14 protein-coding genes are annotated in these 13,399 nt (G+C 43.3%); 11 read left to right on the top strand and 3 right to left on the bottom strand.

The genetic code is table 11. The features are described 5' to 3' along the window. Window positions 1-79: 79 nt before the first annotated feature. Complete coding sequence (locus tag GSR62_RS08245) at window positions 80-898, bottom strand: MurR/RpiR family transcriptional regulator (RefSeq protein ID WP_066023586.1); 819 nt, start codon at window positions 896-898, stop codon at window positions 80-82. 156 nt (window positions 899-1,054) lie between these two features. Between GSR62_RS08245 and GSR62_RS08240 the strand changes: the two genes are divergently transcribed. From GSR62_RS08240 to GSR62_RS08190, 11 genes are all read left to right on the top strand, one after another. After that, window positions 1,055-1,747, top strand: coding sequence for an N-acetylmannosamine-6-phosphate 2-epimerase (locus tag GSR62_RS08240; RefSeq protein WP_029507279.1), 693 nt, complete (start codon window positions 1,055-1,057; stop codon window positions 1,745-1,747). A gap of 5 nt (window positions 1,748-1,752) precedes the next feature. Then, window positions 1,753-3,252: a PTS transporter subunit EIIC gene (locus tag GSR62_RS08235; RefSeq protein ID WP_066023585.1), complete on the top strand. Its 1,500-nt coding sequence runs from the start codon at window positions 1,753-1,755 to the stop codon at window positions 3,250-3,252. A gap of 2 nt (window positions 3,253-3,254) precedes the next feature. Then, window positions 3,255-3,722, top strand: coding sequence for a PTS sugar transporter subunit IIA (locus GSR62_RS08230; protein WP_066023584.1), 468 nt, complete (start codon window positions 3,255-3,257; stop codon window positions 3,720-3,722). Between the two features lie 81 nt (window positions 3,723-3,803). Beyond that, a complete protein-coding gene (locus tag GSR62_RS08225) occupies window positions 3,804-4,514 on the top strand; it encodes a glucosamine-6-phosphate deaminase (protein ID WP_066023583.1) in 711 nt (236 codons plus the stop codon). A gap of 47 nt (window positions 4,515-4,561) precedes the next feature. Beyond that, entirely contained in the window at window positions 4,562-4,960 is a 399-nt protein-coding gene (locus tag GSR62_RS08220; protein WP_161517663.1) for a GNAT family N-acetyltransferase, read from the top strand. A 132-nt stretch (window positions 4,961-5,092) separates the two neighbouring features. After that, window positions 5,093-6,700, top strand: coding sequence for a putative polysaccharide biosynthesis protein (locus GSR62_RS08215; protein ID WP_066023581.1), 1,608 nt, complete (start codon window positions 5,093-5,095; stop codon window positions 6,698-6,700). A 179-nt stretch (window positions 6,701-6,879) separates the two neighbouring features. Beyond that, window positions 6,880-7,854: an ABC transporter substrate-binding protein gene (locus tag GSR62_RS08210; protein ID WP_225362219.1), complete on the top strand. Its 975-nt coding sequence runs from the start codon at window positions 6,880-6,882 to the stop codon at window positions 7,852-7,854. Next, window positions 7,854-8,576 carry an ABC transporter ATP-binding protein gene (locus GSR62_RS08205; protein ID WP_066023579.1) on the top strand — a complete coding sequence of 241 codons (723 nt, stop codon included), beginning with the start codon at window positions 7,854-7,856 and terminating at the stop codon, window positions 8,574-8,576. Before GSR62_RS08210 ends, GSR62_RS08205 begins: the two co-directional genes overlap by 1 nt. Then, window positions 8,570-9,310: an ABC transporter permease gene (locus GSR62_RS08200; protein ID WP_066023578.1), complete on the top strand. Its 741-nt coding sequence runs from the start codon at window positions 8,570-8,572 to the stop codon at window positions 9,308-9,310. Before GSR62_RS08205 ends, GSR62_RS08200 begins: the two co-directional genes overlap by 7 nt. A gap of 108 nt (window positions 9,311-9,418) precedes the next feature. Beyond that, window positions 9,419-9,793 (top strand): cupredoxin domain-containing protein, encoded by a 375-nt coding sequence (locus GSR62_RS08195; protein ID WP_066023577.1) that lies wholly within the window; start codon window positions 9,419-9,421, stop codon window positions 9,791-9,793. After that, a complete protein-coding gene (locus GSR62_RS08190) occupies window positions 9,790-11,700 on the top strand; it encodes a copper-translocating P-type ATPase (RefSeq protein WP_066023576.1) in 1,911 nt (636 codons plus the stop codon). The genes GSR62_RS08195 and GSR62_RS08190 overlap by 4 nt, the downstream gene beginning before the upstream one ends. A gap of 137 nt (window positions 11,701-11,837) precedes the next feature. On the opposite strand, the gene GSR62_RS08185 is transcribed toward GSR62_RS08190, so the two are convergent. Further along, a complete protein-coding gene (locus GSR62_RS08185) occupies window positions 11,838-12,737 on the bottom strand; it encodes a UbiA family prenyltransferase (protein WP_066023575.1) in 900 nt (299 codons plus the stop codon). Between the two features lie 10 nt (window positions 12,738-12,747). Then, entirely contained in the window at window positions 12,748-13,332 is a 585-nt protein-coding gene (locus GSR62_RS08180; RefSeq protein ID WP_066023574.1) for a histidine phosphatase family protein, read from the bottom strand. Window positions 13,333-13,399: the final 67 nt, after the last annotated feature.

Here is a 13,399-nt window from a genome sequence, read left to right as displayed (position 1 = left end):
GTCGTTGTCGGTGTGATACTGAGTTTAATAATGTAAGTAAAAACGATCGGATCAGTTTTTGATTCGATCGTTTTCTAGTTTATTCTTGTTTACGTTTGTTTAAGATAGCTCTGACCACTTTTTCGCGTGCAGTTATAGTTTCTTTTGCGTGGAGTTTCTCGTATTCATAGACTAAAACATCACCGATCAAAAGTTGTGATAGGCGCCCGACTAAGGAACCGCCATTCAAAAAATCATCAACTGCTGTCTGTAAAACTAAATCAGCCTGTGTTGCGATCGGGGAAGCGGGATAAGTCGTGATCGCGATGACCTTAGCCTGATTATTTTTAGCGAGTTTAAGTGGCTCCAGGGTATCTTTAGTTCGTCCAGTCAGAGAAAATGCAATGATCAGATCAGACGCGTTTGTGACTGCAGCTAATTGAGCTTGGTAGTGAGGATCTGGTATGGCTTGGGCGCGGACTCCGACCCGTAAAAGCATACTTTCTAAGGCATTACCGGAGAGTGCACTGCCTCCAACACCAAAAATGTAGATCCGTTGCGCTTGATCTAACAAGGAGATAGCTTCTGTCAGCACATCTTTGTTTAGCTTATTTAAAGTAGTGCTGATCGTTTTAGTCAAAGCCGTTTCGATGCTTGCGTATGGAGAATGTGCTGTCTGGTGCACGTTACTTGAATAATCTTCTTTGGCGACTTCGACTTTTAGATCAGAGAAACCATCGTAGCCTAATTTATGACAGAGTCGAACGATCGTTGCATCGCCAACATTGGCTTTTTGTTTGATATCATTCATTGTTTCATAGATGATATCAGTCCCAGCCCATAAAAAATGATCGGCAACTTTTTTTTCGGCTGGTGTTAGAGAAAAATAATTTTGGTGGATCTTTTCGCTTAATCTCATGTGAATGACCTCTTTCTATATCTATAACTATACACTTTTTCGGAGTGATTCTCCATATTTCTCCAAAAACGGATAAAAGCGTTTACAAAAACCAACAGAGGTGTTATATTGTTGTTGGAGATACTCTCCTAAAAATATAAAAATGGAGTGAGGGGTATGGAAAAAGATGAATTTCTACGTGAGATCAAAGGTGGCTTGATCGTGTCATGTCAAGCTTTGCCGGGAGAACCACTGTATACGCCAAAGGGTGGAGTAATGCCACTGTTGGCGCTGGCAGCTGAGCAGGCTGGAGCAGTCGGGATCAGAGCTAATTCAGTTCGAGATATTTTGGAGATCAAGGAAGTTGTTGATCTACCCATAATTGGAATTATTAAACGAGACTATCCGCCGAATGAACCATATATTACGGCAACGATGAAAGAGGTTGACGAATTGGTCGAGACAGGTGTTGAAGTCATTGCATTAGATTGTACTTTACGCGAGCGGTTTGATGGCTTGACGATCAATGAGTTTATTCAGCAAGTTAAGCAAAAGTATCCACAGCAATTATTGATGGCCGATATTTCTACTTTGGAAGAAGGAATAAATGCAGCTAAGGCGGGAGTTGATTTTATCGGGACGACTTTAGCTGGTTACACAGCAGAAAGTGTCAGTGTTGATGGCCCTAATTATCAGTTGATCAAAGGATTGGTCGAAGCCGGTCTAGATGTGATCGCAGAAGGTAAGATCCATACACCAGCGCAAGCAAAAAAAGTTCAAGAATTAGGGGTCGCAGGCATCGTTGTCGGAGGTGCAATCACTCGACCAAAAGAAATAGCGACCCGTTTTATCGATGAATTAAGGGGGTAATAAATATGTTTAAGAAATTTTCCCGCCTAGGACAGGCGTTTATGTTACCGATCTCTATTTTGCCAGTCGCAGGTCTTTTGCTAGGCCTAGGTGGAGCCTTGAGTAATGAAAGTGCGGTCAAAACTTATCCATTTTTAGACCAAGCTTGGCTCCAAACGATCTTAAAAGTTATGAGTTTTGCTGGCAATGCCGTCTTTGCTAACTTGGCGTTGATCTTTACGATCGGGATCGCAGTTGGTTTGGCGACCGCTGATAAAGGGACCGCTGGTTTAGCAGGTGGGGTCTCATTTCTAGTTTATACGGCAACGATCAGTGGCTTACTGGAATTATTTTCACCCAAAGGCACAACGATCGATACAGGCGTTGTCGGTGCGATCGTGATCGGTTGTACTGTCGCTTATTTGCATAATCATTATCGTAAAATACAGTTACCGCAATTTTTAGGCTTCTTTGGGGGCTCGCGTTTTATTCCGATAATTTCAGCTTTAGCTGCGATCGTGATCGGTGCCTTTTTCTATCTGATCTGGCCTCCGATCCAAGATTGGCTAAGATCAGCTGGTGAAAGTATTGCTCATATGGGAGCTTTTGGGACTTTCTTATATGGTTTCTTATTGCGCTTGACCGGAGCAGTTGGGCTACACCACACGATCTATCCGCTTTTCTGGTACACCTCATTAGGTGGGACCGAAGTTGTCGCCGGGCATACGATCTCAGGGGCACAAAATATCTTTTTTGCACAGCTAGCTGATCCTAACCATACCGGGTTATTCACTTACGGTACTCGTTTCTTTGCCGGTCGGTTTGCAACGATGATGTTTGGTCTGCCAGCCGCAGCTTATGCGATGTATCGCTGCTTGCCAAAGAGAAATCGCCAAAAAGATGGTGGTTTGTATCTCAGCGGTGGCTTGACTTCATTTTTGACTGGGATCACGGAACCGATCGAATATACTTTCTTATTTGTCGCACCTTGGTTATATGTGATCCATGCATTTTTAGATGGGTTATCATTCTTGTTCGCTGATCTATTGAACATTCGGATCGGAAATTCCTTCTCCGGTGGGTTCATTGACTTCCTATTGTTTGGGATCTTACAAGGTGAAGATAAGACTAATTGGATGCGCGTTATTCTCTTTGGCGCCGTTTGGGCAGTCGTTTATTATCTTGTCTTTACTTTCTGTATCAAGAAATTCAAAGTTGCGATCCCAGGGATGGAAATCGAAGAAGATGTGCCAGTGCAAACTGAGGCTACAGATAGCTCTTTGAATGCTGAAGCTAAAACTGTGATCAAGGCCTTAGGTGGGGCTGAAAATATCGAAACGGTCGAAGCTTGTGCGACGCGCTTGCGGGTAGCTGTTGTTGATAAGAGTAAAGTTGATAAGAAAACGCTCAAGAGTTTAGGTGCCGTAGCTGTGCTTGAAGTAGGTGGCGGTATCCAAGCTGTTTTTGGCGGGAAAGCAAATCTCTTTAGCCAAGAGATCAATCAAATTTTAGGAAAAGGTGATTAAATATGTTTGGACTAAAAAAGAAGAAATTGGATCTAAGCTCACCAGTTGACGGTAAACTGATCAAATTAGCCCAGGTGCCTGATGAAGTTTTTTCACAGGGGTTAATGGGTCAAGGTTTTGCAATCGAACCAACAGCTGATATGATCTATGCACCGGTTGCTGGTAAGATCACCAATATTTTTCCAACTAAGCATGCGATCGGGATAAAAACTAAACAAGGTCCAGAACTGTTATTGCACTTAGGCTTAGATACGGTCGAACTGAACGGGACACCGTTTGAGCTCTTAGTTACAGAAGGCCAAAATGTCGATCCACAGACACGATTATGCAAAATGGATCGCCAACAGATCATCACGGCAGGTAAAGCTACTGCAGTTTTAGTATTGGTAACTTCGGGTGAAACAGTGACATTGCTTGAACAAGAGTGTGAGCAACATGGCCAAGTTTGCGCTACGATAAAACTTGATTAAAAGTATCAAAACATATTGCTTGCATTTGGTAACGCTTAGAACTATAATTGGACTATACCAATACGAAAGGAAGAATGGACCATGGAAATTATTGTAGTTAAAGACAAATTTGAAGGTGGCAAAAAAGCAGCAGAAATTTTTAAACAAGAACATGATAGCGGTGCCAAAGTTTTTGGCTTAGCGACTGGTGGGACCCCAGAAACAACTTATGAACAAATAGTTGCAAGCGACCTTGACTTTAGCGATGATGTTTCAGTCAACTTGGATGAGTATGTAGGCTTAGCTCCTGATGATGAACGAAGCTATCACTACTACATGCAACATCATCTCTTTGACAAAAAGCCATTCAAGAAGTCCTACTTGCCAGATGGCATGAACCTCGATGCCAATGCCGAGACTAAGCGTTACAGCCAAGTGATCGCAGACAATCCGATCGATCTCCAACTTCTCGGGATCGGTGAAAATGGACATATTGGTTTCAATGAACCAGGAAGTGCCTTTGATTCAACGACTTCTAAGATCCATTTGACCGATTCAACGATCAAAGCTAATTCACGTTACTTCGACAACTACGAAGATGTGCCTAAATATGCTTACTCAATGGGTATCGGCGAGATCATGCGCTCAAAGAAGATCTTGCTGGAAGCATTTGGCAAAAACAAAGCCGAAGCGATCAAAGCGATGGTCGAAGGTGAAGTAACGACCGCTGTTCCTGCAAGTATTTTGCAAAAGCATCCAAATGTGACGGTGATCGTAGATGAAGATGCTGCTTCATTGTTAAATTTAGACTAGAGCAGTATCACGGTACTAACAGAGAACAGTTTTTAGAGCTGCTGCTATTGGGCGATGAAGATGAGACTAAAGTGCAAGCGTATTTGCAGACGGGTGAGCTATATTTAGCCAAGAAATTTGGCCAAACAGTGGGTGTGGCTTTGATCGTGCCGACGGAAGAACCGACCGTCTTTGAATTGAAAAATCTAGCGGTCTTGCCTGAATTTCAACGCCAAAAGATCGCCACAAAACTTATCGAATATGCGATCTTAGCCCAAAGCACGCAGGTCAAACGGTTGATCGTTGGGACTGGTGATGCTGATTTGAATAACATGCGGTTTTATCTGCGCAACGGTTTCCGCTTTTTGCGCATCGAACCTGATTTCTTTTTGAGCTACCCGCAGCCGATCTATGCTGAGGGGATCTCTTTGAAGGATATGGTTTATTTTTACCGCTATCTAAGCTGATCATGATGTAGGAGTCATGATCGGCTTTTTTTATGATTTAAAAGAAAATTTTTTAATTATAGTATATAATGTCTATTGTGTGGCCATAATTTTGGCTAAATATTGAGTTTAAATTGAAAAGCGAGAATCGAAATGAAAAACAAACTATTATCCGGAACTTTCTGGATGATGCTTGGGAGTATCCTTTCACGGGTCTTAGGGATCATTTATCTTATCCCGTGGCTGATGATGATCGGTTCACCTAGTGATCAAAATGCTGCCCAAGCTATTTTTAATGCAGCTTATACACCGTATGCTCTTTTTCTATCGCTCGGAGTAGCTGGCTTTCCGACTGCAATCGCCCGCCAAGTTGCTGAGTATAATGGGCAAAATCGCTTTAAAGATAGTGTCCATGTTTTTAAATACGGGATGTTGTTTATGCTCTTTACGGGTTCGTTGTGTGGGCTATTGCTCTATATTTTTGCTCCAATGATCGCGCAAAGAAGTGCGGTCGTTTCGACTGAGGTGGCGACAACAGCGATCCGGGTGATGGTGCCGACTTTGATCATCTTGCCACCGATGAGTATGATCCGGGGCTTTTATCAAGGTAATTCCGATATGCAACCGATGGGCGTTTCTCAATTATGGGAACAATTGATCCGGGTGCTCTTTATTTTGGGGGCGACTTATTGGATCATGCTCGTCCAACATGGAAGTTACATCAAAGCGGTCAATTACAGTACGTTTGCGACCTTTATCGGGGCTTTAGCAAGTTACATATATCTGATCGCCTACTCGAGAAAGCGCATGGGGCATTACCGCGAGCTTTACCATGAAAGTGTTCCTGCTCATGATATGCATGTCTTTACGATCTTTAAAAATATTTTCAAAGAAGCTTTACCATTTATCTTTGTTGGTTCCGCGATCACGATCTATCAATTTATCGATCAGCTGACCTTTAAAGATATCATGGTCGATCTGACGGGATTGGATGCATTACAAGCCCAAGATCTGTACACGTATTTTTCAGCCAACCCAAGTAAGATCACGACGGTCGTTATCTCGTTAACGATCGCGATCTCTGAATCTTCCTTGCCGTTGTTAGCAACATTGGCCAAGCGTAATGAAAAGCATCAGATCGGTAAAACGATCGCACAAAACATCGAATTGATGCTACTGACACTTTTGCCAAGTTCGCTATTATTAGCGGTGTTGTCTTGGGAAGTAAACGGGGTCTTTTTCCCATTTAGTCGTTTGGGAGCTAACTTATTAGCATATGCCCTAGTTACAAGTATCGCACTGGCACTGTTTACGGACTTCTTTACGATCGTTCAATCACTTGGTAAACATCGTCTAGCTGTGCGTTATTTGACCTTAGGGATCATTTTAAAATTAGCCTTACAAGTTCCGTTCACCTATCTTTGGGGAGCGTACGGTGCTTTAAGTGCGACGACAGTATCGTTTTTACTGATCTCCTTAGGGGTGTATGGCCAGATCAAGAAGCATTATCTGGTAAGAGGTCAGATGAGAAATGTGAAGTTGATCATTGTGATCAATTTATTGGTAGCTTTAGCGGCTTATCTGACAAACGAATTGATCAGTCTAGTCTATCTACCACAAAATAAATTGACGGCCTTCTTGTATGCAGCGGTCTTTGGCGGAGCTTTTGTTCTGTTGTATATCGCCTTGTTGAACAAGAGTGGCATTTTCAAAGAAGTCTTTGGCTTTAAAGTTAAATTAGCTGTCAAGGGCAAACATTAGTCGGGTGCGTGAGTTGCGCCGTATAAATAACGAGGGTTCTATCAAGATGTGATCGTGATAGAGCTCTCGTTATTTCTATTTCTACGGAGTTATTCGCCCGCTTGCAAACTGAGCTATTTTAGTTGACAGTTGATAATTTTTTTCTTAAACTTTCAGTGACTAAAAATTTATGGATGGAGATGTTATTGGTGAAACACACTAAATTACTTACTGCATTAGGCGCCTTTTTATTGGTCGTCTTGACTTTGAGTGCGTGCGCTCCGAGTGAAGATGCCGTTAAAAATAGCTCCTCTTCAGCAAAATCTGATAAGAAAGTTACTTTAAATATTGGAACGATGCCAGCACCGGATTCTTTGCCATTATATGTTGCGCAAAAAGAAGGATATTTTAAAGATCAAGGTCTGGATGTCAAATTGACTAACTTTAAATCACCTAAAGAACGTGATGCAGCGATCTCCGGGGGACAATTGGATGCTGCTGTGACTGATGTGGTCGCTTTGGCTAGTTATGTCAATGGTGACTTAGGTTGGAAGAGTGCGACTGGCTTGACCGGTTATTTTGGGATCGTCACAAGTGATGATAGCGTAAAAAATGTGGCTGATCTTAAAGGTAAATCAGTTGCAACTTTGCCACGTCAAACCCCAACATTTTACCTCTATCAACAATTAAAGCAAAACGGTCTTTCCGCTAGTGACGTAACGATCAAGGAAGTCCCAGCTATTCCTGCTCGTTTGCAATTAGTTGAACAAAAGCAAGCCGACGCCACGATCTTACCTGATCCATTTTTGAGTATGGCTAAAGCAAGTGGCTTAAAAGAGATCGCTAAAAGTGATCCTAAGACTTACCAAACAACGATCCTTGGTGTAGACAAGAAATTGGGCGATGACAAGGCCACTTTGGCAAAATTGACAACCGCCTATAATAAAGCAGTTGCTCAGATCAATAAGCATAAGGCCAGTGATTATCAAGCGATCTTGACCAAAGATCTTGGCTTCCCAGAAGCGGTCGCTAAAAACTACACTTTGCCTCATTATGAAAAAGCAGGGCGTGTCCCAGCTAAGATGCTTCAAGCAGCCTTCAACTATGCTAAAGAAGAGGGCATCTTGAAAAGTGATATCGATGCTAGTCATTACCAATTACCGGTGGCTAAGTAATGTTTGAACTTGAGCACTTGACGATCGGATATGCGAAGCGTCAAGTCATCACCGATCTTAGTTTGACGATCCCTGAACAGACGATCTTAGCTATTTTGGGTCCATCTGGGAGTGGGAAGACGACGCTTTTAAATGCGATCGCGGGCTTATTGCCGCACAGTGGTGGGATCTCTTTAAATGGTAAACCGGTCACACCTAAGCAAGCCACCCTCGCATTGGTGCCCCAAGATTATGGCTTACTACCGTGGAAGCGTGTTAGACAAAACATCGAACTAGGGGCTAAGCTCAAGGGGCAAAAGCTGGATACTAAAAAAGTACAGCAACTGTGTGCGACCTTGGAGTTGACCGACATTTTAACTCGTTATCCCAGTCAACTTTCTGGAGGCCAAAAGCAACGAGTAGCCTTAGCGCGGGCCTTTGCTTTGACCCTTGATCTGTTATTGTTGGATGAAGCTTTCTCCGCTTTAGATACGGTGATCAAGCGCCGGGCTCAACAGTTGTTCTTAGCGCAGTGGCAACAAAGCCCGGTAACGACATTGATGGTCACGCATGATCTAAAAGAAGCTTTACAACTCAGTGACCAGATCTTGATCTTGACTAAAGACCAGCCACGCTTGATCGAAAATCCACTTCAAGAAGTTTCATTTACTAACCGCGACCGTCCAGAGATCTTGACGCCGGCTTTGACGAAATTAGAAGGGTTGGTGGCAACATTATGGTAAAACGTGGCTTGCAGTTGCTGTATGCTGTGCTCATCTTGCATGTTTTGTGGGCGCTTGGGGCATGGTTTGTGGATCGGCCACTTTTGCCGACTCCTTGGGCGGTATATATGTATTTTCCCCACTTGCTGAATATGGATCTGTGGTGGAATATCTACTTTAGTTTGTATCGCCTGGCAATGAGTTTAGTGTTTGCGACACTCATCGGTGTTCCATTGGGGATCATGAGCGTTCGTTTGCCTAAATTTGGAGCATTATTTGAACCACTGGTGTATTTTACGTATCCGATCCCCAAGATCGCTTTACTGCCTGTGATCATGCTGTTAGCGGGCTTGGGCAATGCTTCAAAGATCATTACGATCACTTTGATCATCGTCTTTCAAATCATCATTGGAGTCCGGGATGCGGTCAAACAGATCCCAGCCACGATGTATCAAGTGCTAGATGTGTTGGCTGCTGATCGGTGGCAGACTTTTGTCAATGTTACGGGGCCAGCGAGTTTGGCGGGCTTTTTCTCTGCGTTGAAGATCGCTTTAGGGACCGCCATTGCCACGCTATTTTTCACAGAGATGTATGGGACACAGTATGGTATGGGTTACTATATCATGGACCAGTGGAATCGCTTGGATTACTTAGCGATGTTTGGTGGGATCATTGTGATCAGTGTGGTCTCGTTTCTTTTATTTTTAACGATCAGCGGTTTAGAGCGTTACTGTTTACGCTGGCAAAATAAATAATATGTGAAAGTTCAGTCGTAAGTAGGCTGAACTTTTTTGTTGACATTTGTAAACATAGGTGTATTATATAGTTGTGATTACAAATGTAAACGGAAGAGGGAGAAATAAATGGCACAAGCATTGACACTAGTTGTAGCAGTAGTTTTGATCGGCTTTATCAGTTGGTGGTTCTTTGGCAAACATGAACAAAAAGAGGTAAGTGCAACGATGGAAGATAAAAATTTGCAAAAAGTAAAAGTTGTAGTCGATGGGGGTTATACGCCAAATACTGTTGTTTTGAAAAAGGATGTTCCGGCTGAGATCGTTTTTGAACGTAAAGATCCATCAGCATGTTTGGAAAAAGTCGTCTTTGAAGATTTTGGGATCAATGAGACCTTGCCCAAAGATCAAGGCCATGCGATCAAGATCGATACGCATAAGGCGGGTGAGTTCAATTATGCTTGTGGGATGAACATGTTTCATGGGAAGGTGATCGTTAAATGATGTCATATCAAAAACGTTTTTGGCTTGCATTAGTTTTATCGTTACCGATGTTGGTGGACATGTTCTTGATGCCCTTTGGTGTAATGATGCCTGGGTATAATTGGATCGCATTGGTCACGACGACATTGATCATGGCCTTTGCTGCTTATCCATTTTGGCGTAGTGCCTATGCAGCTTTTAAGCATCATAATGCCAATATGGATACCTTGGTGGCCTTAGGGACGGCGGTCGCTTATTTTTACAGTATCTTTGCGATGGCCACAGGACGCCCCGTGTACTTTGAAAGTGCTGCTTTCATCACGGTCTTTGTTTTATTAGGACAAGTCTTTGAAGAAAGAATGCGCAATAATGCTTCGAGCGCTGTTGAAAAGCTTCTCGATCTGCAAGCTAAAGAGGCGACGGTCTTACGCGCTGGTAAACCGGTCAAAATACCTTTAGATCAAGTTAAAGTTGGTGATCTGGTCCAGGTCAAGCCAGGGGAAAAGATCGCAGTTGATGGTATTGTTGTCCGGGGCGATTCTTTGGTCGATGAATCGATGGTGACTGGGGAAAGTATGCCCGTCGAAAAGACAAAGGGTGAGCCAGTTATTGGTTCAACGTTGAATACCGATGGAACTTTGGTGTTTGAAGCTAAAAAAGTCAGTGCGGAAACTTTACTATCCCAAATCGTCGAATTGGTCAAAAAAGCCCAGACCAGTCATGCACCGATCCAAAAGTTAACGGATAAGATCTCAAATTATTTTGTCCCGTTAGTAATGATCTTAGCGATCGTGACTTATGTTGTGTGGTACGTCTTCTTAGGCGCAAGTGCGATCACGGCTTTGCTCTATGCGATCGCTGTGATCGTGATCGCTTGCCCGTGTGCGCTGGGATTAGCGACACCGACAGCTTTGATGGTCGGAACGGGTCGGAGTGCTAAAATGGGTGTTTTGATCAAAAATGGTGAAGTTTTAGAGTTAGTTGACCAATTAAAAACGATCGTCCTAGATAAAACGGGGACGATCACTGAAGGTAAGCCAGTCGTAACTGATGTCGTCGGCGAAGACGGTGGCTTAGTTTTAACGGTGGCAGCTAGCCTGGAAGCGGATTCGGAACATCCATTAGCCCAAGCGATCTTAAAACAAGCGGAACAAGAACAGCTAAAGCTAAGTCCGGTGACTGACTTTAAAGCCCAAAAAGGGATGGGCGTAACTGCCAAATTTGAAGATCAAGTAGCCTTTATCGGAAATGAACGGCTTTTGGGTGATGATGAATTGACCACCGAGCAACAGCAAACGCTCCATGACTTACAAGCTCAAGGTAAGACCGTTTCACTGGTCGGTCTAGCGGGTAAAGTTATTGGGATGATCGCTATTCAAGATGCCCCGAAACCGACTTCTAAGCAAGCTTTAGCCTTATTACAAGCTCAAGGCTTAAAGACAGTAATGCTGACAGGTGATAATGAACGAGCAGCCCAAGCGATCGCTAAAGAAGTTGGGATCGATGAGGTTATTGCTGGGGTCTTACCGCAAGAAAAGGCAAACTACATCGAACAAGAACAAAAGCAAGGAAAAACCGCCTTTGTCGGGGATGGGATCAATGATGCACCCGCTTTGACGACGGCCGATGTTGGGATCGCAATGGGAGCTGGTTCTGATATTGCGATCGAAGCCGGCGGGATCGTTTTAGTCCAAAATGACCTCATGGGTGTCGTTAAAGCTCTGAAATTGAGTCAAAAAACTTTCCAACGGATCAAATTGAATTTGTTTTGGGCCTTGATCTACAATGTGGTCGGGATCCCGATCGCAGCTGGTGTTTTCGTGGCTTGGGGCTTGACGCTCAGCCCAGAATTAGCCGGCTTAGCGATGGCCTTTAGCTCGATCTCAGTTGTTGGTAGTTCATTGTTATTGAATAAAGTTAAGATATAGGAATATGAGATAATGCTCTAAAAATCATATAAATAGGCAAGTGGTCTACTATGTTTCAGCGTGGTAGACCACTTGCCTATTTACTTGTCGAACACGTTTCGATTTAGCTCAGAGCCGTATTGATATCATTATGTTGATCACAGTAACAAACCAAGTAAGCCTAAGATAACTTCGAGGCCGACGATCTTATGAAACAGTAAGACATTACGTGGGAACGTTGTGACTTTATCGGGGGCTTTGACGAAGCCTTGGACGAGCTGATAGTCGCTTTTGACGGTGAGTAAGGACAAGAGTACAAGCCATGGTAGATAGCCGAGCACGGCACTTAAGATCAGTCCCAGATAGCTCAAAACATAATTAGCTTGTAGTAAAGTCAAACTGTGCTTGGTGCCTAGATAATAGGCAAGTGTCTTACGCCCGATCACAACGTCTTCATCTTTATCGCAGATGTTATTGGCCAGCATGATGTTAGCGATCGTAAAGACAGCCGGTAAGGTGACGATACTACCGGTTAGCCAAAACCAATTATTGTAGGTCGGAGCGTTATAGATATTGATGTAGACTCCGATCAAAGTAATGTTTAAACCCATTGCTAGCCCTGAAGCCAACTCGCCTAAGGGAATCTGTGACATGGGATAAGGACCACCGGAATAACAATAGCCGACTAAAAAACTTAAACTTCCTAAGAGCAATAGAGGCCAGCCACTCAGATAAGCGAGATAAAGGCCACTACCGGCAAAGAGCAACAGTAGAATAGCTAATACGCTGTAAGCCCACGGGATAGAAATATCGAAACATTTGATGATATTATTAGTGCTATTTTGCGCGGCGGTCGAGTTTTGGTAACGGCGATAGTCACTTAATTGATTATGCCCATTGACCGCTAAATGAAAGCAGATCGCCGAAAAAATCAACAAAAAAGTCTCACCGAGATTTACATGATGGTAGTAATAAGCAGCCATGATCGTTCCTAAGAGCAGAGGCAAGACCGTCAGTAAGGTAGTTTGTGCTTGAACTAAAGCTTTAAAGCGTTGCATAGTCTTGCACCTACTTTCCGTAATAGACGAGGGTCTGGGTATCAGGTGTTACCAATAATTTAGTGAGCGAAGCATTGGCGGGTTCGCTTAGATTTTGTAAATTCCCGATATCTAAAAGTAACGCTGCCAGTAATTTGAGCGTAAACCCGTGACTGACGACTAAAAGTGTTTGGTCGGGATGCTTTTTAGTAACTTCAGCTAAAAAACTTTCCAGTTTGGCAGTGACTTGCGCATATGTCGGTCCCCCTGAAACTTCCCATGAATTAGGTAACAAGTTATGATGCTCATCAAAATACATTGGATATTGGGCATAGAGATCGGTCAAAAGCTGGCCGTCCCAAGTCCCATAGTCAAACTCGACTAGTCGTTCATCTAAAGTTGGTGTAGTTGAGCTGATGAGGTTAGCGGTTTGGACGGCCCGTTTAAGCGGACTGGCATAGACGGCATCAAAACTTACATTAGCTAGCTTGGCTTTAGCGGCTAAAGCTTGTTGTTGACCGAGTTTAGTCAGTGGCGTGTCGATCTTGCTACCCTGCATGATCTGCGCTAAATTAGCCTCACTTTGCCCGTGCCGCACACAATAGATAGTTGTCATGATAAATTCCCCCATTTCTGCTTAAATTCTAGTGCAAGATCGATTTGAAAGTAAACAAAAAAGCCCT

It is taken from the genome of Ligilactobacillus animalis (assembly GCF_009933595.1).
Lineage (GTDB): Bacteria > Bacillota > Bacilli > Lactobacillales > Lactobacillaceae > Ligilactobacillus > Ligilactobacillus animalis.
Note: the sequence above shows the minus strand (reverse complement) of the source record. Positions and strands in the feature narration are given on the sequence as shown.

What these genes read in the sequence shown, in the direction of transcription:
- GSR62_RS08245 (WP_066023586.1), bottom strand. Translation starts at nt 898, where the DNA reads ATGAGATTAAGCGAAAAGATCCACCAAAATTATTTTTCTCTAACACCA.
- GSR62_RS08240 (WP_029507279.1), top strand. Translation starts at nt 1,055, where the DNA reads ATGGAAAAAGATGAATTTCTACGTGAGATCAAAGGTGGCTTGATCGTG.
- GSR62_RS08235 (WP_066023585.1), top strand. Translation starts at nt 1,753, where the DNA reads ATGTTTAAGAAATTTTCCCGCCTAGGACAGGCGTTTATGTTACCGATC.
- GSR62_RS08230 (WP_066023584.1), top strand. Translation starts at nt 3,255, where the DNA reads ATGTTTGGACTAAAAAAGAAGAAATTGGATCTAAGCTCACCAGTTGAC.
- GSR62_RS08225 (WP_066023583.1), top strand. Translation starts at nt 3,804, where the DNA reads ATGGAAATTATTGTAGTTAAAGACAAATTTGAAGGTGGCAAAAAAGCA.
- GSR62_RS08215 (WP_066023581.1), top strand. Translation starts at nt 5,093, where the DNA reads ATGAAAAACAAACTATTATCCGGAACTTTCTGGATGATGCTTGGGAGT.
- GSR62_RS08210 (WP_225362219.1), top strand. Translation starts at nt 6,880, where the DNA reads ATGTTATTGGTGAAACACACTAAATTACTTACTGCATTAGGCGCCTTT.
- GSR62_RS08205 (WP_066023579.1), top strand. Translation starts at nt 7,854, where the DNA reads ATGTTTGAACTTGAGCACTTGACGATCGGATATGCGAAGCGTCAAGTC.
- GSR62_RS08200 (WP_066023578.1), top strand. Translation starts at nt 8,570, where the DNA reads ATGGTAAAACGTGGCTTGCAGTTGCTGTATGCTGTGCTCATCTTGCAT.
- GSR62_RS08195 (WP_066023577.1), top strand. Translation starts at nt 9,419, where the DNA reads ATGGCACAAGCATTGACACTAGTTGTAGCAGTAGTTTTGATCGGCTTT.
- GSR62_RS08190 (WP_066023576.1), top strand. Translation starts at nt 9,790, where the DNA reads ATGATGTCATATCAAAAACGTTTTTGGCTTGCATTAGTTTTATCGTTA.
- GSR62_RS08185 (WP_066023575.1), bottom strand. Translation starts at nt 12,737, where the DNA reads ATGCAACGCTTTAAAGCTTTAGTTCAAGCACAAACTACCTTACTGACG.
- GSR62_RS08180 (WP_066023574.1), bottom strand. Translation starts at nt 13,332, where the DNA reads ATGACAACTATCTATTGTGTGCGGCACGGGCAAAGTGAGGCTAATTTA.